This window comes from Actinomyces massiliensis 4401292, assembly GCF_000269805.1.
In the GTDB taxonomy this organism is placed as follows: domain Bacteria; phylum Actinomycetota; class Actinomycetes; order Actinomycetales; family Actinomycetaceae; genus Actinomyces; species Actinomyces massiliensis.
Genome location: NZ_JH711481.1, coordinates 1139634 through 1162406, shown reverse-complemented (window position 1 = coordinate 1162406; position 22773 = coordinate 1139634). Strand labels below are relative to the sequence as shown.

Below are 22773 nucleotides of genomic sequence, written 5' to 3'. Positions count from 1 at the left end.
TCGGCTCGCAGGCCTGACTAGCCCCGGCGGACCCCGCCGAGACGACGTCGCCCCCTGCCTCAAGAGAGGCAGGGGGCGACGCGTCGGTGCTTCACAGCCGGCGCTGCCGGGGCGCGAGTCCGCAGCCCGTCAGGGGCGCACGGCGTAAGGCATGATGTCGGCGTAGCGCATCTCGGTGATACGAACGGGAATGCCGAAGGTCGGAGCCTCGATCATCTGATCGTCGCCCAGGTAGATGGCGACGTGGTAGATGCCCTCCTGGCTGCCGTCGGAGGACCAGAAGACGAGGTCGCCGGGCTGCGCATCAGCCAGATCGACCTGCTCGCCCTCTCCGTACTGCACACGCGAGGAGTGCGTGAGGTCCACCCCTGCGGACTGGTAGGCGAGCATCGTCAGACCGGAGCAGTCGACGCCGTCGAATGATTCACCGGCCCACACGTAAGGCACACCGAGGTACTCCTGGGCCGCGGCGATCGCGGTGTCGGCACCCGCACCGTAGACGTGCTCGGGCTCCGGGGCCGGCTCCTCAGCATCCTCCTCGGGCTCCGGCGCGGGCTCCTCGGCGTCCGGCTCGGGTTCGGCGGCCGGCGCCTCGGGAGTCTGCTCGGGCTCCGGGGCCTGAGTCGGCTCGGCAGTCGGCTCAGCGCTCGGCGTGGGCTCCGGGGTCGGCTCAGCACTCGGCTTGGCGGATGGCGTCGGCCCGGCCGTCGGCTCGGCGTTCCGCGTGGGCTCCGGGGTCGGCTCAGCACTCGGCTTGGCGGATGGCGTCGGCCCGGCCGTCGGCCCAGCAGTCCGTGTGGGCTCGGAAGTCGGCTCCGCAGTCGGAGTGGGGGCGGGAGTGGGGTCATTGGTCGGCCCGGCGCTCCGCGTGGGGTCGGCAGTGGGCTCGGCGCTCCGCGTGGGCTCAGGGACCTGGGTCGGCTGCGCAGATGGCTCTGCAGTCGGCTCAGCGCTCGGCGCACCAGTCGGCGTCGCCCCGGACGTCGGCTCGGTCTCAGCGGTCGGCGAGGCCGATGCCGTCGGCACGGCCTCCCCGGGGTCCTTAGGAGCCGAGGACGAAGCGGGAACCCCTACGGCCTCCCTGGCGGCCGACTCCTCACGGGCCTTGCGCTCGGTCTCGACCTTGTCCTGGTACTTGACCTCGAGCTCATAGGTCGTGTTGCGCTGCACGGCCAGCTTCGTGATGAGGCCGGACCGCTTGGTCTCGGTCTCCGTGACGGCCGTCTCCGCCGTCGTCACCGCAGTGGTGGCGGTGTTCTTGGCGTTCTCCGCCTCGGTGGCCGCAGTCTGCTTGTCGGTGACCTTCTGATCGGCCAGCGTCTGCGCGGTATCCGCGGCCGCCTGACAGGCCTCGACCTTCTGCACCCGGGAATCGGCGCTGGCCCCGATGCTCTCCAGGGTGACGCTGACATCGGAGATGTCCCCCATCGACTGAGTCGTCAGGAACGGGGCCAGAGCGTCGAGCGGGCCGGTGTTGCCCTCCTCATAGGTCTGGGAGACGACGGCGCCCAGCTCCACCCGCGCCGCACTGACGTCCGCGGCCGCGTCGACGGCGGTCTGCTGAGCGGTCTCGGCGTCCGAAGTGGCGGTCTCGAGGTCGTTGACCGCCACGAGGTAGTCCTCCGTGGCCGTCTGGGCGGTCAGCCGCGCCGAGTCGAGATCGACATTGAGCTGGCTGAGCTGGGCTTCGAGGTCGGCGATCGACGTGGATGCGCCGCCCTCAGCCGTCTTGGACTGGTCAACATCCTGCTTCGTCACTTCGTCGGCAAGGGCAGTGGGGCTCACCGACGGCATGAGCGCCACAGTGAGAGTGAGGGCGGCCAGAGCAGTACCGAAGCGCTCACCGGTCAGCCCAGTGAGGCGCACGGCACCGCGCGGTCGCCGCGTGCGATGGGTCAGGCTCACAAGTTCTCCGTCATGTCATGGCGCGTCGCTTTGATGGACGCGTCCTGGATCAATGAGCACAATAGTCGCACGAGCCCCACAGAGAAACAAGCACATCAGGTTTCACACCAGTAACACCGCCCGGAATCCCTGTTCTCACCGCAATCCCGCGACGACGCACCCTCCGAGCCGTCGCGATGAGTTCCCTCACAAGGCCCAGGCGAGGCCGTGCGAACTGCTAGCGAGTTGTGCGCGGGCGCCAGTGGTGGAACCGGGATGCCGATGCGGATCGCTCCCGCTACGGTGAGCGCAGCGCGCCCGGCCGCCCGCGCGAACCCGCGCAACCCAGGCAAACCCACGCGAAGGAGCACCACATGCCCACCGGCACCACCCCTCCCACCGCCGCCGACCCGCAGGGGTGGCGCTTCGAGACCAAGCAGGTCCAGGCCGGGCACACCCCCGACGCCGTCACCGGAGCGCGGGCGATCCCCATCTACCAGTCGACGTCCTTCGTCTTCCCCGACGCCGCCGAGGCCGCCGACCGCTTCGCCCTGCGCTCACTGGGCCCGATCTACACGCGCCTCGACAACCCCACCAACCAGACCGTCGCCGCCCGCATCGCCGCACTCGAAGGCGGAGTGGGCGCGCACCTGGTCGCCTCCGGCATGGGCGCAGAAACCCTGACCTTCCTCACGCTCGGCGGCGCGGGCAGCTCCATCGTGGCCTCGCCATCGCTGTACGGCGGCACCATCAACCTCCTGACCCACACCCTGCCCGAGCTCGGAATCACCACCCACTTCGTGGACGACCCGGCAGACCCCGCCTCCTGGACCGCCGCGGCCGACGAGACCACCACCTGCTTCTTCGGCGAGTCGATCCCCAACCCCAAGGGGGACATCCTCGACATCGAGCCCATCGCCGCGGCCGCTCACGACCTGGGCGTCCCGCTCGTCGTGGACAACACCATGGCATCGCCCTACCTGACCCGGCCCATCGAATGGGGCGCCGACATCGTGGTGGAGTCGGCCACGAAGTTCCTGGGCGGCCATGGCTCATCGGTGGCCGGCGTCATCGTCGATTCGGGCAACTTCGACTACGCCGCCCATCCCGAGCGCTTCCCCGGCTTCAACACCCCCGACCCCTCGTACAACGGACTCGTCTACGCCCGCGACCTCGGGGTGGACGGGGCGATGGGCGCCAACCTGGCCTTCATCCTCAAGGCCCACACCAGGGGGCAGCGCGACTTCGGCTTCGCCGCCAGCCCATTCAATGCCTTCCTCCTCGCCCAGGGCGTCGAAACGCTGTCGCTGCGCATGGAGCGTCACGTCGACAACGCCCTGGCGGCGGCCCGATGGCTTCAGGACCGTCCCGAGGTGGCCGAGGTGCGCTACTCCGGCCTGGAGTCCAGCCCGTACTACGACCTGCACCGCAGGTACTGCCCGCGCGGCGCCGGCAGCGTCTTCGCCTTCGACCTGGCCGGCGGACGCGAGGCGGGGGCGGCCTTAATCGACGCCCTGAGCCTGTTCTCCAACCTCGCCAACATCGGCGACGTCCGCTCGCTGTGCGCCCACCCGGCGACCACGACCCACTCCCAACTCGACGACGCCGGCCTGGCCAAGGCGGGCATCAACGCCGGCACGGTGCGCCTGAGCATCGGCATCGAGCACATCGACGACATCATCGCCGACCTCGAGCGGGGCCTGAACGCCGCCGCGCGCTAACGCGCCGCTGCCCACCCGCGCCGAGATCGGTCGAACTCCGGCTCGAGATCGGTCCGCTTCCGGCTCGAGATCGGTCCATCTCCGCACCCAGATCGGTCCCACTCCGTCTCGAGATCGGTCCACTTCCGGCTCGAGATCGGTCCACTTCCGGCTCGAGATCGGTTCTTCGGACCGATCTCGACGTCGCCCCCTCGGACACCCGGAAGCCGGCATCCCAGGAATCGGGAACCGCGCCCCATCGCGATACGATGACGGCCATGAGCTCGCCACCTCCCGCCCCCGGCGTCGGCACTGCGGCCCTCAAGCTCGTGGACCGCAAAGCGGGCTCCCCCACCGGCGCATGGCGTCCCGGCGACGACCCCGGCCACCGCCGCTTCGTGGAGATCGGCGACCTGCCCCTGGAGTCCGGCGAGGTTCTGCCCGATACCCACCTCGCCTTCGAGACCTGGGGCGAGCTGACCCCCGAGCACGACAACGCCGTCCTGGTCCTGCATGCGCTGACCGGCGACTCCCACGTGACCGGCGAGGCCGGCCCCGGCCACCCCACCCCGGGCTGGTGGAGCGCCCTGATCGGCCCCGGCCGGGCCATCGACACCGACCGCTACTTCGTCGTCGCCGCCAACATCCTGGGCGGGTGCCAGGGCTCGACCGGCCCCTCCTCCATCGCACCCGACGGCCGCCCCTGGGGCTCGCGCTTCCCATGGCTGACCACACGCGATGCCGTCGCAGCCGAGACGCGCCTGGCGGACGCCCTGGGAATCGATGCCTTCCACCTGGTCGTCGGCGCCTCCCTGGGCGGGCACCGCGCCATCGAATGGGCCGTCAGCCACCCGCAGCGGGTACGCAACCTGGTGCTCGTGGCCACCGGCGCTTCGACCACCGCCGACCAGCTCGCCTGGTGCCACCTCCAGGAGCTCGCCATCGTGGCGGACCCCTTCTTCTTCGACGGCGACTACTACTCCCACGCCGTCGGCCCCGTACGGGGCCTGGGCCTGGCCCGGGCGCTGGCGCACACGACCTACCGCAGCGCCGCCGAACTCGACACCCGCTTCGGACGGGCCCATCAGGGCGAGGAGGACCCCGCCGTCGGCGGCCGCTACCAGATCGAGTCCTACCTCGACTACCACGCCGGCAAACTGCTGGCCCGCTTCGACGCCAACACCTACCTCATCGTCACCCACTCGATGATGGTCCACGACGTCGGCACCGGGCGGGGAGGCATCCAGGCCGCGCTGAGCACCGTCACCGCCCGCACCCTCGTGATCGACGTCGATTCCGACCGCCTCTTCCAGCCGGCCCAGGCGGAGGAGCTCGCAGACGGCATCCCGGGAGCCCATCGCGAAACCGTGCACTCGTTGCACGGGCACGACGGCTTCCTCATCGAGACCGGCCAGATGGAGGCCGTCCTGCGCCGTTTCCTGGCCGAATCGGAAGCCGAGGCATGAGCGAGCCCGCTCCGGCCCCTGCACCGACCGACGCCTGGGGCCCCGACGTGCTCGGCCCCGGCTTCGAGGCGCGCACGCTCGAGCTCCTGCCCGATGAGGAGGACGACGGCGCCGTCGCCACGCTGGTGCGGCACGTGCCGGTCTCGGACCCCGCCGCCCTGCCGGGCACCCCGACGACGCCGACCTTCGCCCTGCTCTACCTCCACGGCTGGAACGACTACTTCTTCCAGACCGAGCTGGCGCGCCAGATCTCGCGCCTGGGCGGAGCCTTCTACGCCCTGGACCTGCGCCGCTACGGGCGTTCCCTGCGCGAGGGGCAGATGCCGGGGTGGATCACCTCGCTGACCGACTACGACGAGGAGATCAGCCTGGCCTTGGCGGCCATCCGCTCCGAGCGCGGTTGGGAGACCGACGTCGTCATGTGCGGGCACTCCGCCGGCGGCCTCACCGCCTGCCTGTGGGCCGACCGGCACCCCGGGGCCCTGACGGCGCTCATGCTGAACTCGGCGTGGCTGGAGCTCCAGGGATCCGAGCTGGTGCGCATGGTCGGCGAGCCGGTGCTCAGGACGCTGGCGCGGCGAGACCCGCGCATGTCGATCCCCACGCCCACCTATGCGCCCGAGACCCTCTTCTGCATCACCGACGGTTGGAAGGAGCGCGACGGCGAACTGCCGGATCCCGCCTGGGCGGAGGATCCCTACGTCACCGGCTGGCATATCGAGCCCGGGTGGTCGTTCCTCCCCTCGGCCCCGATCCGACCCGGCTGGCTGCTGGCCATTCTGGCCGGGCAGGCGCGCGTGGCCGCCGGGCTCGACATCCGCTGCCCCGTCCTGTCGATGGGATCGGCGCGCAGCCACCTGGGAGTGACGTGGACCGAGGACTCGCGGCGGACCGACACGATCGTCGATGCCGACGGGACGGCCCGCCGCGCCATCGGATTGGGCAAGCTCGTGACGGTGGCCCGCTTCGACGGCGGCGTGCACGACCTGGTGCTGTCGGCTCCGCCCGTGCGAGAGCAGGTCTTCTCTGCCATGCGGCGGTGGCTCGGCGGCTACGTCCTGCGCTGAGCCGCTCATTTTTGCCGAGATCGGTCGTAACCCGTGCCGAGATCGGTCCACTTCCGCCTCGAGATCGGTCGCATTCCGGCTCGAGATCGGTCGTAACCCGTGCCGAGATCGGTCCGGTTCCGCAGGTCTGCTGTGTGTTGATGGTTCCGAGGTGCGGCATGCGGCTTTCGCCCTCGAGCTCGTCGTGCGTGCCTCGACGTCGGGCCGGCCAGGCTGAGCCGGACCGATCTCGAACCGGAACCGGACCGATCTCAATGCGGGACGTGGCGGGTGTACCTGGCGGGCGTCGGTCGTCTTCGATGTTGCACATGGGAGGCTGGGGCCTCTGTAGGGCGAGGCTGGTTCTTGTTGGAATGACGGAATTTTCCAGCGATCATCGCGCGCGGCGGTCTTGCTCCCATGTGCACCTAGGGGGTCTACGCACATGGGAACAGGACCGCGCCCGCTACTGACTTTGCTGTTCCGCACGATTCCGCTGCTCCCACCAACGCCGAATGCACACGAGTGTGCAACACCCACCATCCGGCACACGGAAGCCACGAGGACACCGGCAGAGCCACCCCACGGCCATCCAACCCACCTCACAAGACCCCCAACCCCAAAAACCACACCACCGGAAACCACCACACCCCACACACGCACCCGCCCCAGATGCCCTCACACACCACAACCCCAACACAAAACCGAACCGATCTCGAGCCGGAACCGGACCGATCTCAAGCCGGAACCGGACCGATCTCGACGCGGAGTACGACCGATCTCGACGCGGAACTCGACCGATCTCGACGCGGGTGTCAGGCGGCCTGCGTAATCCCCAGGCGACGACCGAGCCACTCCATCTGGTCCGCCATCGCCACCGACCACGTCGCCCAGGTGTGCCTGCCGGCGTAGTCGCGCTGCGAGACGCTCATGCCCGCCTGCGTCGCGGCGTCCGCCAGCACGGGCGCCACGGGCGCGTACTCCTCGTCGTCGCGCCCGACGGACACGATCCCCTCCACGCCGGCGTACCGGCCCGCCGGTGCTGCCGCCATGATCGAGAGCGGGTCGTTGGCCTCATAGGCCGCCCGATCGCCGTCGAAGCCCACCTCCACCGTCCGCTCCTCGGAGCCCAGGCTCGGATGCTCCTCCGCGCTCATCGCCAAGAAAGTCGGGTACACCTGCGGAGACCGGCTGACCACCTGCAGCGCGCAGGTCCCGCCGTTGGACAGCCCCGCGACCGCCCAGTGCGAGGGATCGGGGTCCACCTGCAGGTTGTCGCGTATCCAGGCCGGAACGTCGCGCTCAAGATAGGTCGCCACCCTCCCGCCGCGCACGGTGTCGGAGCACAGGGGGTTGCGGTAGGGAGTGCCGAGCAGGTCGGCGACCACGACCACCGGCGCCAGGCCGTCGTGCGCCTCCGCGTAGGCGTCGAGCGTGTCCTTGAGGGCGCCCAGCTCGTACCAGTCCGAGGGACTTCCGGGCTGCCCCGTGAGCGCAACGACCACCGGCAGGGCCGGCCGCTGCTCCGTCAGATAGGCCGGCGGAAGGTAGATCACGGCGTCCCGGGGCTTGAAACCCCGCGTACCGGACTGGTCGCCCGCGGGAATCTCCGCCGTGACCACCTCGCCGTGCGCGGGCATGTCGCCGGGAGCGCTCCACGACGCCGCCAGCGGCCCCTCGCCCCGCTGCGGGGCCCGGGGCTGACCCGCCGCTGCGGGCAGCGCGGCCAAGGGCGTCGTCGCCACGCCCATGCCGAACACCGCCGCCAGCGTGGGGAAGGCCGCGAAGAACGCATTGATGGCCAGGAAGGCCGTCGCCACCGTCGCCGCGATGCTCGTGCCCGATCCGACCACGCGCACCAGCCGCCGCTTCCACTGATGCACGCGATCACGGTCCGCCTGGGCGCTGCCGCCCAGCAGCACCTGGACGATCACGGTGACGGACAGGCCCACCCAGAGCCACACCACCGTCTTCACGCCATCGGCCACCGGCCGCCACACCAGATCCACCGCGCCCCAGCTGATCAGGGCGACCCCCAGCCCCGCCGCCGGCGCCGCCAGCTGACGGCGCCAGGGCAGGTGACGGGTCCACGCCGCCCACAGGGCGAGGGCGAGGACGGCGATGAAGGCCAGGCACGCACCGCCCAGCCACGGCTGGCGCAGGTGAACAGCGCCGAGCACCCCGGCGAGAGCCTCAATCATGCGCCACGAGCACCTGAGCGAAACGCGCCGTCTGGGCCGGCGTCAGGTCGGGAACATACGCGCGCCCGATCGCAACGCCGACGGCGGCCAGGTCCACGACGTCGGGCACGGCCAGATACATGGGAACCTTGCGCGGTTTGAACTTCCGCTTGAAGGCGTGCAGCGATCCGAAGCCGTAAGCGGGCTCGAGCAGCGAGGCCAGCAGATCCAGCAGCGGGTCGAAGCGGGAGGCGCCGACGTCGTCGGTCCCGTCCCCGGTCAGGTCGCCGGAGGTTCCGGAACGGGCCAGCGGCGCCCCCGACAGCGAGAGCACCTCCAGCCCCTCGGCCTGGGCGTCCTGGGCGGCGCGGGCGATGAGGAACTCGATGGCCGGACGCCAGCCGCCCTCCCGACGGCGCATGAGATCCAGGGTCAAGCCGATCACCTCGCCGTTGCGATGCACCGGCATCCAGGAGGTCACCGCGTGGACGGTTCCGCTCTCGTCGACGGCGAGCAGCAGTCGCGTGTCGTCGTCGTCGATCTCATTCAGGCCGCCGAGCGTGAAGCCCATCTCGGGCAGGGCCTTCTCCCCGACCCAGCCCTGAGAGATCGCGCGAATCTGATCACGGCGCCCCTCCGGGGCGGTGCGCCACGTGGTCCACTCCGCGGTGATGCCCTCGCGGCGCGAGTGGTTGAGGGCGGTGCGCACGTCCTGGAACGCCTTGCCCTTGAAGGCGAGGTCGGGCAGGTCGATGACGGCCTCCTCGGCGACCTGCAGAACCGTCCACCCCTGCTCGCGGGCGGCGAGCATGGTGGGCTCGTGCACGGAGTACAGGGCGGGCACCAGTCCGGCATCCGTGGCGAAGGCGGTGAAGCCCTCGACCGCGGCCTTGGCCCCCTCGGGTCCGGAGGCGACGGGGTCCCCCAGCGTCAGGGCGACCCCGGATCCGGCGCGATAGGCGAAACCGGTGCGCCTGTCATCGGCGATCCACGCTTCATTGCCGGGCCAGCTGAGCATCCAGCCCAGCGTGCCCGCGCCGCGCGCCCGCACCAGGGCCACGAGGTCCTCGTGGTTGACGCTGGGGGTGATCGCGGGCTTGGTCAGGGCCGCCCAGGTGCACACGACGGCGATGCTCCAGGCGAGGATCGGGAAGAACCAGGCCGACAGGCTCGCCAGCGGTCCCGTCGGTGTCAGCGGTGGGATGAGCAGGCCCTCGGCGGCGGTCGGCAGGAGTCGTATGAGGAAGTCGATGATCAGATCCAGAGGAGTCGCCGCGGGCATGAAGTCCGCCGCGACGGCCATGCCCAGGCCGACGCTGGCCACGGCGCAGATGAGCGCGCCGACCGCCCAGGTCCCGATCGCCTTGAGCACGACTCCGGAACGGGTGTGCAGCCCCAGGTGCTCGCGGTTCCACACGACCAGCAGCACGATGCCGAGGTTGAGCATGACCGGCATGACGATGTGGTAGGGGCTGTCCCAGGAACCGGATGAGGTGGCGATGACCACCGGACCGGATGTGTTGTCGGCAGCGGTGTCGCCATCGCTGACCGCCAGGGCGTTGACCGACATGATCGAGCACAGTGCCAGGAAGCTCTGAAGGAGGATCGTGCCCAGGGCGGCTGCGCGACGCCCTCGGCGCAGACCGTCGGCCAGGGCGAGCTGGAGGAGGAGCGGCATGAGGCTGAGGATGACGGCTCCGGTGGCCGGCTGCGGGCCCTCGGGCCCCGGGACGACGCCGTAGCGGACGCTGGCCAGCGGACCGAAGTCCGTGTGCGTGACGGTGGCCAGCGTCAGTGTGAGCGTCCAGCAGGCGACGAGCAGCGACAGGAGATTCCGGGACGATCTGCGCGTGCGCGCCAACCGCACCGCGGAGACCGACCTGCGCCAGGCGACCATTCCCAGGAGCAGACCCGCGACGGCGGTGGCGAGGCGGGCGAGGGCGCCCGGAGTCCCGGTGACGGCGGTCTCCACGGCGAGGAAGACGAGGACGCCCACGCGGGTGCGGCGGCTCCAGGTGTGGTTCATCAGCTCCGTCGAGGCGAGCAGGGGGCCCAGGAGGAGGAGCGGCGCTCCCGAGATCTGGTAGTGGTTCGTGGCGTGGCCCCATGTGGGTGCGACGGCGCTGATGAGAGGGTGGGCGACAAGGGCGATGCCGACGCCGATCGCATGCGGAAGGAAGGCTGCCAGGACGAGGCGTCGGCGACCGATGAACCGCTCGAGGGCGATGCCGGCGGTGAGCAGGGTGAGGGCCCCTATCAGGGGGCTGAGGCGGGTCGCGCCCGCCCAGGCGGTCAGCAGACTCCACAGGCGCAGCGGATGGGAGAGGTCGGCCGCAAAAGGGTTGCTCAGGACATGCAGAGGCGAGGCGTGGCCGATAGCGGCCAGTACTGCCGTGCTGAGCATGAGGAGAGCCGCGAGTGCGGAGGAGACGCGTCCGCTGCGCAACCAGGTGAGGGTGGTGCGGGCACTGGCGGCCATGCGCGGCGATAAACGCATTGTGTATCGGGCGGAGTGGGAGGCGTCCTGGGTCGACATGGACACATCATTGCGGATCGGCCCGGGGACAGCCTCCGCCTAGCGGAGGAGCGGACCGCGCCCCTGGTTGTGAGGAAGGATGCGCGCCGGACGACGACCGGCTCGCCCCGCCCCTCTTGTCGCCGATATCGGTACGGAATCGGACCGATCTCGAGGCGGAACCGGACCGATCTCGACGCGGAGTACGACCGATCTCGCGGTGGAGAGGCGGAGAGGCGGAGAGATCAGAGAGCCCGGAGGACCCGCGGATCAGCCCTGGTCGTCGATGAAGTCGCGCAGAGCCGGTCCCTGCGCGCCGATGCGCCACACGCGCCACCCATCGATGTCCTGCGTGTGCTGCGCGGCATTGGCGGCGGCCGAAGGATCGCGGAACCGCATGCCATTGGACAGAGTGATGATGCCGTCGGCGTTGAGAACCGCCTCATGATGAATGCCGCGGCGCACGCGCTGCCACACGAGCGTCGCCGGGGTGTTGATCCGAGAGGCGACGGAGGCGAGCGCGGCCGCCGACTTCCCGCCGGAGGGCACCGTCGGCTGCGCGCCGAGGACAGGACCCGCGGCCCGGTGATTGCGGTCGATTCCAGCGGTGTCCGTGCCCACGAGCTCCGGCGACTCCATCATCCGCACCGTGGACGCGGCCGTGTCGTTGGGCACTGCTGCCGTCGCAACCGTCTCAACGGGGCCCGGCTCGACGATCGCCGTGGCGGCGGAGACGACGGCGGCAGCGGGGCCGGCGGGAACGCCCCGGGGGGCCCGCGACCGTCCGGCACGTACTCCCGCAGCGCGCACGCGGGCCGCCTCGACATGCCCGGTCGACTCGACGCGCCCGCCCGGCGGCACGGCCGCGTGCTCCTTCTTCACCGCCCGAGAGGCCCGATTCCCCCGCCTGACGTTCGGCACCGGAATGGTGGGAGCGGGCTTGTCCCCCTCCTCACCGTCCCGGCCGTTCCGGCCGTCCCGACTGTCCGGGTCTTCCTGACCGTCCTGGCCGTCCCCGCCGTCCTGGCTGTTGCGACCATCCCGGCCCTCGTCCGACCCGCCGAGAGCCGCGCGCGACGCCCTGGCCACGAGGACCGCACTGGAGCCTCCCAGAACGTCATGACGCACCGGCTCCAGCCCGACCAGGAGGCGCCCGTCGGGGGCAGTGCGAACCTGCGCCTCCTGAACCTCAATGCCGGAGCACAGCAGCATGGCGAGGGCGGCCCGAACCTCCTCGTGCACGCCCAGGGCGATGAGCGTCAGCCGCGGGCCCTGCCCGGCGTTGATCGGAACCGCCTCGCGAAACTCGTCCCAGTCGTCCCGGAAGGCCGCGCTCCCGCCCGGATAGCGCGAGGCGAGCTCCGACCACCCGCTCTGCGCCGCCACTGCGGTGCGCGCCATTGCCGCGACGAGCGCATCGGCGTCGAGGCTGTCGAGCAGCTCGATGCACATGACCTGACTGGAGGCGTCCAGGGCGGTGAGCACATCGGTCTCGCCCTCGCGCTCCCACGCGACGGGGAAGACGGGACGCCGCAGGACATCGACGAGCTGACTGCGCACGGCCCCCAGCACCGTCTGGCGTTGAGGGGCCTCGGCGGGCTCACCCAAGACCGCGGCCTCAAGTCGGGTACCGGAGAGCTCGAACAGCGCCATGACGTGCCTTTCTGGATCATCTCGGTCCTCACGGCGACTCACGAAGAGGTGGCGCCGTCCGCTTGTCATCCTCTCACGACCGCCACCGGTGCGGCATCACGGACTTCGGCGCGAGGAGTGCTATGAGGCGCCGACGACGAGACGCAGATGTGATGAGCGCCACCCGAATCAGGTCGAGGTCATGGAGGCGTTCGTTGGGAGAACTAGGATTCACATGCCCCATGCGACACTCTCTCCCCACCTGTCCCGGGAGTTCCGCGCTGAGCGAGAAGCGTTCGGCGACAACCTGTGCTGCGAGGGTCCCCAGCGCCCCGACCGCCTCCGGCGAACGATGCGACTGCCGCCCGCTGCCGCCGCTCTCCTGCGTCTGCGGAACGGCTCCACCGGCCTCACCGGCCGCGCCGGCTCCATCAACCGCGCCGGCCTCACCGACTCCGCCTGCTCCGCTGTCGGCGATGAAGCCGCACAGGTACTCGGCGATCGCCTCCGGCGTCCGCGCCCGGGGCCGCATGCCGAGGGAACCGGTCGGCCCTTCTTCCGCCTCGTCGATCGGCGGCGACCCGCCCGGGCGCCCCAGCAGACCCAGATCCACGGCGGTGGCCATGACCTCGTCCCAGGCGGCCCCGGCCGGCGCACCCCCGACGGCCACCAGCCGGCGGCGACGACGGCGGTGCCGCCATCGCAGTGCGCCGGGCAGGGCCAGGACGAGCGCGCCCGCCGCGATCAGGGCGAGGAGCAGCGGCACCGGGCGCAGCCCGGACTCCTCGGCGGAACCGGCCTGCCCATTCGGGACTCCCGGTGCTCCCGGCGCTCCCGACGACGCCGGGGCCGAGGGGGCGGCATCCGTCCGGCTCCCGGTGGGAGCCGTCGGGGAGGCGGAAGACGAGGAGTCCGACGGGGCGGGGGCCGCGTCCGCGCGCGCTCCGGCTCCCCCGGGCGTCGGCTCGAAGGCCACCCAGCCGACGTCGTCGATCCAGACCTCGGGCCAGGCGTGCAGATCCTGGCCAGACACGAAGGTCCTCGCGGCCGCGTCCGTTGCATCAGCATCGGCGTCGCCCCCCGCCGCCTGCGAGGCGTAGCCGATGGCGATGCGCGTGGGGATGCCGAGACTGCGGGCCATGAGCGTGAAGGCGGCGGCGTAGTGGATGCAGTAGCCGCGGCGCTCGGTCAGGAAGGCGCTCACCGTCGCCGTCGGCCCCTCGGACGCGGCAGCGCTCGACGCGCCGTTACCGCCATCGGCCCCGTCGAAGCTCCCCGGAGCGGACTCGTCGTAGACGAAGCCGTTGCCATGGAACCATGCGGCCAGGGCGGCGGCCCGAGTGGCGTCGTCGGCGCCGGCCGCGCCCGCCGTCTCGATCGCCTCGGTCGCGGCGTCCTGAACAGCCCGGTCCTGCTCGGGCACCGCGACATAGGGGGCGAGCAGCTCGGCGGAGGGAGTGGCCGGAGCCACCGGCGGGGCCAGCTGCGGGCGACCGGTCGCATCGGCGACGGCGGACCAGCCGTAGGCGGTGAAGGAGGTGCCGGGCCGAGTCTCGGCGCCGGAGGAGATCGCCGTACTCGTCCCGACGACCCATTGCCAGTCCGTCGGGCTCAGCGGCTGCTCGACGGCGGTGGCAGACTCTGACGCCCCATCACCGGCGCTCTCCGCCGCGGACTCCACCCGAACGGTCGCCTGCAGCAGGGGCAGCCGACGACTAGACAGGGCGCGAACATGCACACGCACCCGGGGAAGCGACTCGTGGGAGGCAGCACTATCAGCACTATCAGGGGCATCGGCATCGACGCCGGCCGCCGCCTTCACGGCTCCGCCCGCGGTCAGGGCATTCGGACCGGACGACGTCGGCGGATCCGAGAGCGCGGTGACGCCCTCGGTCGTCGCCAGGGGCTCCCAGTCCGATCCATCGAGATCGCGGACGACGGCGAGGGTGAAGCGCAGACTCGTATTCTCCGGAAAGCCGGTGTCGTCGTAGTCGAAGGCGGTGGCCGCCGAACCGCGCACGAGATCCCGATTCAGAGCGAGGCTGGTATCGGGGGTATCGGCGGCGGGCCGTCCCGGAGGCTGGCGCAAGCGGTCGGGAAGGGTCGGGGCGAGCCACAGCGCGCTCGCCGCCAGGCACAACGCGGTGGCGAGTACGCAGGCGCGAGCGCCGGCGCGCGCAACGGCCCGGCACAGGCGGGTTCTGCGCGGCAGAACCGCGTACTGGCCCACGGCGGGCGCGGTGGAGCCCACGAGCAGGACCAGGCACACCGCCGCCACGAGAACCGACCTCGCGGGCGGGGACTGTCCCGACACGAGGCCGGGGATCAGGAGAGCGCCGGCCGGTACGAACCCGCTGGACCCGGTCACGTCCCCGCTTCCCGCGCTCATGAGAACGCAGGCCCAGGCGAGCAGGAGGCCGGTCAGCGCCACTACGGCGGCCATCGCCGGCGTGACCTCCAGCGGCGCGACGCCCTGGCGGACGGCGGCGGCCGCCTCCCCGAACTGCGTGACGGGGGCCGTGTACCAGGGCGCCAGTCCCGTCGTGGAGCGGAGCACCAGCACGGTGGGGATGAAGCCGACGACCAGCCCCACGACGACGGCGCTCACAAGGCGATGGGGCCAGATGGTGCGCATCGCCCCGGCAGGCACCAGGGTCAGGGCTGCGATCAGCGTGCTCTGGACGATCCAGGCGCCGGGGACCAGGACCGCTCCCAGAGCGCCCAGGCCGTTCGCCCAGAGGACGACGATGAGGACGGCGGCCAGGAGCGGCTGCCAGCGGACGGGATCGGACGGCGGCGACATGCGCGCGCCCGTCCATCCGGGAGGGTCGAGGGGGTCGAGGCCCGTGGGCGCGGGACTGGTCACGCCGCATCACCCCGGACGGCAGCGGCGTCCCCGAAGCGCTCGGCGCCCACGGGGACGGTGCGCATCCCCCACGCTCCGAGCGCAGCGCCGGCCCGCGCATCCGCAGCCGACCCGACGACGAGCAGATCGCCCGTCGCCCGCGGCGCGGCCAGTTCCCGTCCGAGTCCGGCCAGCGCAGCAGCTCCGGTGATCACCACATCGGGCGGATCGCCGTCCGGCGATCCGGGCTCCTCGGATCCGGCCCTCTCGAACTCCGCCGTCAGGCCCACCAGCGCCAGGGCCTCCAGCAGGGGCATGATCCCCTCGTGCCCTCCGGCGTCCGCCTCAAGCACCCGTCGGCCCATCACCAGGCGCAGATCCGCACCGGTGGACTCCCACGCCCCCAGCACACCGGCGGCGAGACTGACGGCCGTCTCGAAGGCGCCGGCCTCCGCCCGCCCCGACCGGCCCGACCGCCGCACGGGCTGTGCCCCCGGTGCCCCCGGTGTCCCTGAGGCCGCCGGGGCCGCCGGGGCCGTGCCGTACGAGCCCGCACGGGTATCGAGCAGGACGGTGCGCCGTACGCGGGCGGGTCGCTCGGCGTCGACGACGACGAGGCGGTCGAGGCGGGCGGACTGACGCCAGTGCACCGAGGAGAGGTGGTCACCTCGCCGGTAGTCCCGCAGTCCTGCGAGATCGTCACCGCGGTCGGCGCGCAGGCGGTCCGCGGAGACCGCGCCGCCCATCGGCAGATCGCCCACCATCACGGGTCGCGGAAGGGCGAGCGCCTCCAGCTCCGCTCTCAGCGGTACGTGCGCCCGCCACAGGCCGAGCGGGTCGGTGAACAGGAGACTGCCCGCCCTCAGACGACACGGGCCGCGCTGCGACGGCGCGAACAGCAGATCGCTGCGCCCTTCGACGAGGATCTGCAGTTCACGACTCTCCGGAGTGCGCCACAGAACCCAGGCGGGATAGTAGCGGCCCGTACGGCCGGCGGCGAGGATCCAACGGGCGGTCTCACCGACCCGGACCCGTGTGGGGCCGACCAGCCGCGGGCGGCTGCGAACGAACGTCGCGATGCGGATCGCCACCTTGAGGAGGGCCGCCGCCAGGGCCGCCGCCGATACGCAGGCCAGCAGGAGTCCGGCATCGCGCACGAGGTGGAGGCCCAGATAGCGGCCGCCCGCGATCAGCGCCGCGACGATGACGAGGAGCCATCCCCCGTGCGCGGTCGGGGCGATCCACGGCAAGCGGAACCTCCGCATCGCCCCGCTCCGGAACGGGACGCGACGAGCCTCCGGGAGTCCGCGAGGAGCCGTTGTCGTCGTGGTTCTCACGCCGGCTAACTTCCGGGCACCGGGATGGACTTGATGTGACGGGCCAGGGCGCGCGCTGCGGCCTTGGAGGCGGAGGCGTCCGAGGCTTGACGACCCGCGGGCACGAGTCGATGGGTCAGGACTCTCGGAGCGGCCCGGGCGACGTCGTCGGGAGAGACGTAGGCGCGGCCCGCCATAGCCGCACGGGCCCGGGCCATGGCGAGCAGATGCAGTCCGGCGCGCGGGCTCGCCCCCAGGGCCAGATTCGGGTCGGTGCGCGTGGCTGAGACGAGGGCGACGACATAGGCGGCGACGGCGGGATCGACATACAGGCCGGCCACGGTTCTGCGCGCGCGGATGACGTCGTCGGCAACGGCAACCGGCACAAGCGAATCGACCGGATCAGCGCCCGAGCGAGCCAGGAGCATGGCGGACTCCGCCTTCGAATCGGGGTAGCCGATGGACAGACGGGTCATGAAGCGGTCGCGCTGGGCCTCGGGCAGGCGAAAGGTGCCCTCCATGTCGAGGGGATTCTGGGTGGCGACCACCATGAAGGGGTCGGGCAGATCGAGGGTGCGCCCCTCCACGCTGACTCGGCCCTCCCCCATGGCCTCCAGGAGTGCGGACTGGGTGCGCGGGGTGGCGCGGTTGATCTCGTCGGCGATGACGATTCCGGCGAAGACCGGACCCGGATGGAACTGGAACTCCCGGGTGGACTGGTCGTAGATGGACAGTCCGGTGACGTCGGTGGGCATGAGGTCCGCGGTGAACTGGATGCGGGAGGCGGACAGGTCCAGGCAGCGGGCCAGGCTCAGCGCGAGAGTCGTCTTGCCGACTCCGGGCACGTCCTCAATGAGGAGGTGCCCGCCGGCGAGGAAGGTGGCGATGGTGGCGTTAACCGCTTTCGGCTTGCCGACGACCACGGTCTCGATGCGCGAGCGCAAGGTGTCGACGAGCGCGCGCAGGGCGTCGGGCCCGAAGGAGGCGGGACTCATGAGCACATCCTGCCGCACGGCCACCCTCCCCTTCTCGCCGAGATCGGTCGCACTCCGCGCCGAGATCGGTCCGCTTCCGCCTCGAGATCGGTCCAGTTCCGGCTCGAGATCGGTCCGTTTCCGCCGCGAGATCGGTCGTACTCCGTGCCGAGATCGGTCCAGTTCCGCACCGAGATCGGTTCCTCAGACCGATCTCGACGACGTGAGGCCCGGGCGGAGCTTCAACAGCACCCGCCCGGGCCTCTGGTCGGTTGGTCAGTTGCTCAGTCGCCTACCGACGCCTGCCGGCCACCGGCTCACTCAAGCTCACTCTCACTCAACCGGCGAGAGCACCGCCGCACGACCGGCCTCCAGCCGGGCGACCGGAACGCGGAACGGCGAACAAGACACGTAGTCCAGCCCCGCCTTGTGGAAGAAGAGGATGGACTCCGGGTCGCCGCCATGCTCCCCGCACACGCCCATCTTCATGCCAGGCTTGGTCTCGCGCCCGCCCTCAACACCAAGACGCACCATGCCGCCCACGCCATCGATGTCGATGGACTCGAACGGCGAGGTGCCGAAGATGCCCTGGGTGATGTAGCGCCCCACGAAGGAGGACTCGACGTCGTCCCGGGAGAAGCCCCAGGTCGTCTGGGTCAGGTCGTTGGTGCCGAAGGAGAAGAAGTCCGCCTCCTCGGCCACGTGGGCGGCCGTGACCGCCGCGCGGGGCAGCTCGATCATGCAGCCGATCGGGAAGTTCAGCTCGTAGCCGGACTCGGCCGACACCGTGGCGAGCACCTTCTCGGCGCGATCGCGAGCGATCTGCAGCTCACGGACCGATCCGATCAGCGGAATCATGATCTCCGGGTGCGGGTCGCCCCCGGAGCGCAGCCGCTCGACGGCGGCCTCCGCGATGGCGCGCACCTGCAGCTCGATCAGGCCCGGCATGGTCAGCAGCAGGCGCACGCCGCGCAGACCCAGCATCGGGTTGGACTCGTGGCTCTTGCGCACCACGGCCAGGAGCTCCTCGTCGGCGGGATCGAGCTCACCGCGCTCGCTGTCCACCGCCACCTTGACGCTCAGCTCGGTCAGATCCGGAAGGAACTCGTGCAGCGGGGGGTCGATGAGGCGCACCGTCATGGGCTTGCCGTTCATCGTCTCGAACATCTGCACGAAGTCGCCCTTCTGCAAGGGCAGCAGGGCCGCCAGGGCCTTCTCGCGCTCGTCATCGGACTCGGCCAGAATGAGGTTCTGGACGAACTGCTTGCGCTCGCCAAGGAACATGTGCTCGGTGCGGCACAGGCCCACGCCCTGAGCGCCGCGGTGGATGGCGTGGCGGGCGTCGTCGGGGGTGTCGGCGTTGGCGCGCACCTGCAGGCGACCGACCGCGTCCGAGTGGCGCATGATGCGGTCCACGCTCGTGACGAGCTCGCGGGTATCGACGTCGCCGGCGGTGTCCAGAGCGGTCTCCAGACCACGACGCAGGTAGGTCATGACGGGAGAGTCGACGACGGGGACCTCGCCGAGGAAGACCTCACCCGACTGCCCGTCGATGGCGATGATCGAGGACGAGGTGAGCACCTCCTCGCGACCGGCCACGCGCACGGTCTTGGCGGCGGCGTCGATCTCGAGGGTGTCGGCGCCGCACACGCAGGTCTTGCCCATGCCACGGGCGACGACGGCGGCGTGGCTGGTCTTGCCGCCGCGGGCGGTGAGCACGCCGGTTGCGGCCACCATGCCGGGCAGGTCGTCCGGATTGGTCTCGCGACGCACGAGGATGACGGACTCGCCCGCCTCCGAGCGCTCGACGGCCTCGTCGTTGTCGAAGGCGATGTAGCCAACGGCCGCACCCGGAGAGGCCGGCATGGCGCGGGTCAGCAGGTCGCGGCTGGTCGTGGCGGCGAACTGGGGGAACATGAGCTGGGTGAGCTGCTCGCCGGTGACGCGGGTGAGGGCCTCGTCCATGGTGATGAGCTTCTCATCGACCAGCTGAGTGGCCACGCGGAAGGCTGCCGCCGCGGTGCGCTTGCCCACGCGGGTCTGCAGGAGCCACAGCTTGCCGCGCTCGATGGTGAACTCGATGTCGCACAGGTCCCGGTAGTGGGTCTCGAGCTTGCGCATGGCGGCGCGCAGTTCGTCGTAGGACTTCTTGTCCAACCGCTCCAGGTCCGCCAGCGACAGGGTGTTGCGGATACCGGCGACGACGTCCTCCCCCTGGGCGTTGACCAGGTAGTCGCCGTAGACGCCGCTGCGGCCGGTGGAGGGGTCGCGGGTGAAGCACACCCCGGTGCCGGAGGTCTGGCCCATGTTGCCGAAGACCATGGTGCACACGTTGACGGCGGTGCCCAGGTCGTGCGGGATCTTCTCACGACGCCGGTAGATGTGTGCGCGCTCGGTGTTCCACGAGCGGAAGACGGCCTCGGTGGCCATGTCGAGCTGGGCGCGCGGGTCCTGGGGGAACTCCATGCCCGCCTGCTCGAGCACGATCTGCTTGTACTCATCGACGAGCTCCTTGAGAGCGGCCACGTCCAGCTCGTAGTCGAGCGCGACGCCGCGGTCGGCCTTCTTGGCGTCCAGGGCCTCGGAGAAGTGCTCGCCGTCGATGTCCAGGACGGTCTTGCCGAACATCTGGATCAGACGCCGGTAGGAGTCCCAGGCGAAGCGCTCGTCGTCGGACGCCTCGGCCAGACCCTCGACCGACTCGTCATTGAGGCCGATGTTCAGCACCGTCTCCATCATGCCGGGCATGGAGAACTTCGCTCCGGAGCGGACGGAGACCAGGAGCGGATTCTTCGCGACTCCCAGCTCGCGGCCCAGCTCCTCCTCGACCTGCCGCAGCGCCGTGGTGACCTGGACGGCGAGTTCGTCGGGGACGGCGCCGTCGGCCAGGTAGGCGCGACAGGCGTCGGTGGTGATGGTGAATCCGGGAGGAACCGGCAGGCCGAGGCGGGTCATCTCGGCGAGGTTGGCCCCCTTGCCGCCCAGGAGGTCCTTCTGGTCCTTGTCTCCCTCACTGAAGCGATACACGTACTTGGGCATCGATGCCTCTTTCTGTTCTGATTCTGATCTGAATCTGTCTCGGATCTGCCTCAGGTCGTCCTGATACAGGCGTGACGCGTCGACGCGTCGTTCCTCACCGCACTCTAGTGTGACTTCAGTCCTAGGCCAAACTCATCAGTGCTCATACCACTCAATCAGCACTCATCGGTGCCAGCGCGCCGCGCTCCGTCGAGATAGACATTTTCGGACGAGACCGACGGTGTCACCGTCGGTCTCGTCCGAAAATGTCTATTCAGACGGGAGCGGGAGGGGTCGCAGGGCCGGCCGCTGCCTTAAGCGTCCCCGTCAGCCTCACCGGCCCGGTCGCCCTCGTCCGCCTCGTCCGCCTCGTCCGCCTCGTCAGACTCGGACTCGTGCTCCTCACGCTCCTAGGCGGCGGCCGACCCCTGGGAGAGGTACGTGACGTTCCCGGAGACGTCCTCACGCTTCTGGGCGGCGGCCACGGCCTGCTGCGCCGCGGCGGTTGCCCGCTCGGCCCGCTCCAGGTGCTCGCGCGCCTCGGCCTCATTGGCCAGGGCGACCTCGACCTCGGCCTGCGCCTCGGCGACGGTCGGCTCGGTGTCCACCAGGTGCGCCGGAGCGACGGCGAAGATCTCCTCAACGTCCAGGTCGGGGTTGTCCTCCTGGGTCTCGACGAGCTCGACGACCTCCTCCTGGGAGGCGACCGACGGCATGGAGCCGGGCAACGGGCGCCGCGCGGTCTCACGCAGCTTGAACAGCGCGATGAAGGCGGCGCCGGAGGTCCCCATGAGCCAGAAGGCGGGCGCGAGCTTGCTTCCGGTGTAGGTGACCAGCGCCTCCATGATGAAGGCGGCGGTACCGCCGAAGAGCGCCACGGCGACGTTGTAGGAGATGCCCATGCCGCCGTAGCGCGAGGCCGTCGGGAACAGCGCGGGCAGGGAGGAGGCCAGGTTGCCGACGTAGGCGGCCGTCGGGTAGGCGAACAGGGTCAGGCCCAGCAGAGTCGACCACAGCTCTCCGTGCTCCATGAGCAGGAAGGACGGCACGGCCAGGACGACGGTGCTCAGCGCCGCCGAGAAGAGGACCGGCTTGCGCCCCAGGTGATCCGAGACCCAGCCCATCGTCGGCACGAGGAAGGCGACGAGTACCAGGATCGGCAGAGTGAGCAGCGGGCCGTGCTCAGCGTCGTAACCCAGGGTCGTCGTCAGGTAGGTCGGCATGTAGGAGGTCAGGGCGTAACCCACCGTGTTGGCCCCGGTAACCAGCACAATGGCGATGAGGAGCTCGCGCCAGTAGGTGCGCAGCATGTCCCAGACCCCCAGCGGGCCCTCCTCGGGCAGCATGATGTCGGTCTCGGCGGCGGCCAGGTCGGCGGGCTCCTCGTCATCGCTCTCGGCCTGCGCATCGCGGAAGGCGGGCGTGTCCTCGATACGGGTTCGCAGATAGAGGGCGATGCCGCCCATGGGCAGGGCGATGAGGAAGGGCAGTCGCCATCCCCAGGTCTCCATGACATCAGCGGGGAGCGTCAGCATGAGGGCCGTGACGAAGCCCGCGCCCAGGGCGTTGCCCACGTACGAGCCCCAGTCGAGCATGGCCGCGTAGAAGCCGCGCCGCTTGTCGGGGGCGTACTCGGTGACGAAGGTCGTAGCGCCCGCGTACTCGCCACCGGTGGAGAAGCCCTGAACGAGCTTGAGGCAGATAAGCAGGATGGGCGCCTAGATGCCGAGCACGGAAGCGGGCGGCAGTGCACCGATTCCGAAGGTCGCCAGCGCCATCATCATGAGGGTGAAGGCGAGGACCTTCTTGCGGCCGAGGCGGTCGCCGAGCCGCCCCAGGATCACCCCGCCCAGCGGTCGGGCCACGAAGGTGACGGCGAAGACGCCCAGGACGGACAAGGTCTGGGCCGAGGGGGACGCGGAGGGCAGGAAGGCCCTGCCGATCAGGACGACGACGTAGGCGTAGACGCCGACGTCGTACCACCCACTCCATGATGTTGCCGACGACCGAGCCCATGATCGCCCTGCGGAGCGCCGACTCCTCGACGACGGTGACGTCATCCGCGCGCAACCGGCGACGTCGCCGCATCCACGCCAGCCGTCGTTGCTCCCGGCGGATCCGCTCGACCTCGCGCTCCGCGCGCGCCAGCCCAATGCCGTGCCCGGATGAGCGCCTGTCGAGTCGTTCGTCCCGCGTG

At 70.7% G+C, this 22773-nt stretch carries 11 protein-coding genes and 1 pseudogene; 3 read left to right on the top strand and 9 right to left on the bottom strand.

The features are described from left to right. Positions 1 to 129 precede the first annotated feature (129 nt). On the bottom strand, positions 130 to 1905 hold the full coding sequence (locus W5W_RS16805; protein WP_017194592.1) for an NlpC/P60 family protein: 1776 nt from the start codon (positions 1903 to 1905) through the stop codon (positions 130 to 132). Between the two features lie 353 nt (positions 1906 to 2258). Here W5W_RS16805 and W5W_RS0104935 point away from each other — a divergent pair, with 353 nt between their 5' ends. The 3 genes from W5W_RS0104935 (at position 2259) to W5W_RS0104925 (ending at position 6117) form a co-directional block, all read left to right on the top strand. After that, entirely contained in the window at positions 2259 to 3605 is a 1347-nt protein-coding gene (locus W5W_RS0104935; protein ID WP_017194591.1) for an O-acetylhomoserine aminocarboxypropyltransferase/cysteine synthase family protein, read from the top strand. A 257-nt stretch (positions 3606 to 3862) separates the two neighbouring features. Further along, positions 3863 to 5050 carry a homoserine O-acetyltransferase MetX gene (gene metX, locus W5W_RS0104930; RefSeq protein ID WP_008729442.1) on the top strand — a complete coding sequence of 396 codons (1188 nt, stop codon included), beginning with the start codon at positions 3863 to 3865 and terminating at the stop codon, positions 5048 to 5050. After that, complete coding sequence (locus W5W_RS0104925) at positions 5047 to 6117, top strand: alpha/beta hydrolase (protein WP_008729438.1); 1071 nt, start codon at positions 5047 to 5049, stop codon at positions 6115 to 6117. Before metX ends, W5W_RS0104925 begins: the two co-directional genes overlap by 4 nt. A 794-nt stretch (positions 6118 to 6911) precedes the next feature. Here the strand turns inward: W5W_RS0104925 and W5W_RS0104920 are convergent. The 8 genes and pseudogenes from W5W_RS0104920 to W5W_RS14620 form a co-directional block, all read right to left on the bottom strand. Then, positions 6912 to 8297 carry an alpha/beta hydrolase gene (locus W5W_RS0104920; RefSeq protein ID WP_017194589.1) on the bottom strand — a complete coding sequence of 462 codons (1386 nt, stop codon included), beginning with the start codon at positions 8295 to 8297 and terminating at the stop codon, positions 6912 to 6914. Next, positions 8290 to 10812 carry a bifunctional lysylphosphatidylglycerol flippase/synthetase MprF gene (locus W5W_RS0104915; protein WP_017194588.1) on the bottom strand — a complete coding sequence of 841 codons (2523 nt, stop codon included), beginning with the start codon at positions 10810 to 10812 and terminating at the stop codon, positions 8290 to 8292. The genes W5W_RS0104920 and W5W_RS0104915 overlap by 8 nt, the downstream gene beginning before the upstream one ends. Positions 10813 to 11061: 249 nt before the next feature. After that, positions 11062 to 12444 (bottom strand): restriction system modified-DNA reader domain-containing protein, encoded by a 1383-nt coding sequence (locus tag W5W_RS16625; RefSeq protein ID WP_017194587.1) that lies wholly within the window; start codon positions 12442 to 12444, stop codon positions 11062 to 11064. A 73-nt stretch (positions 12445 to 12517) separates the two neighbouring features. Next, positions 12518 to 15289, bottom strand: coding sequence for a transglutaminase-like domain-containing protein (locus W5W_RS0104905; protein WP_029574088.1), 2772 nt, complete (start codon positions 15287 to 15289; stop codon positions 12518 to 12520). Next, positions 15286 to 16518: a DUF58 domain-containing protein gene (locus W5W_RS0104900; protein ID WP_161603437.1), complete on the bottom strand. Its 1233-nt coding sequence runs from the start codon at positions 16516 to 16518 to the stop codon at positions 15286 to 15288. Before W5W_RS0104900 ends, W5W_RS0104905 begins: the two co-directional genes overlap by 4 nt. A 92-nt stretch (positions 16519 to 16610) precedes the next feature. Beyond that, the gene (locus W5W_RS0104895; RefSeq protein ID WP_017194586.1) at positions 16611 to 17579 is read right to left on the bottom strand and encodes an AAA family ATPase; all 969 of its coding nucleotides are present in this window, start codon (positions 17577 to 17579) and stop codon (positions 16611 to 16613) included. 312 nt (positions 17580 to 17891) lie between these two features. Further along, a complete protein-coding gene (gene ppdK, locus W5W_RS0104890) occupies positions 17892 to 20597 on the bottom strand; it encodes a pyruvate, phosphate dikinase (protein WP_017194585.1) in 2706 nt (901 codons plus the stop codon). A 389-nt stretch (positions 20598 to 20986) separates the two neighbouring features. Further along, positions 20987 to 22636, bottom strand: a pseudogene (locus tag W5W_RS14620) (MFS transporter). Positions 22637 to 22773 lie beyond the last annotated feature (137 nt).

Coding starts and splice junctions, on each gene's coding strand:
- W5W_RS0104925 (WP_008729438.1), top strand. CDS start 5,047: ATGAGCGAGCCCGCTCCGGCCCCTGCACCGACCGACGCCTGGGGCCCC.
- ppdK (WP_017194585.1), bottom strand. CDS start 20,597: ATGCCCAAGTACGTGTATCGCTTCAGTGAGGGAGACAAGGACCAGAAG.
- W5W_RS0104915 (WP_017194588.1), bottom strand. CDS start 10,812: ATGTCGACCCAGGACGCCTCCCACTCCGCCCGATACACAATGCGTTTA.
- W5W_RS0104895 (WP_017194586.1), bottom strand. CDS start 17,579: ATGAGTCCCGCCTCCTTCGGGCCCGACGCCCTGCGCGCGCTCGTCGAC.
- metX (WP_008729442.1), top strand. CDS start 3,863: ATGAGCTCGCCACCTCCCGCCCCCGGCGTCGGCACTGCGGCCCTCAAG.
- W5W_RS0104935 (WP_017194591.1), top strand. CDS start 2,259: ATGCCCACCGGCACCACCCCTCCCACCGCCGCCGACCCGCAGGGGTGG.
- W5W_RS16625 (WP_017194587.1), bottom strand. CDS start 12,444: ATGGCGCTGTTCGAGCTCTCCGGTACCCGACTTGAGGCCGCGGTCTTG.
- W5W_RS0104920 (WP_017194589.1), bottom strand. CDS start 8,297: ATGATTGAGGCTCTCGCCGGGGTGCTCGGCGCTGTTCACCTGCGCCAG.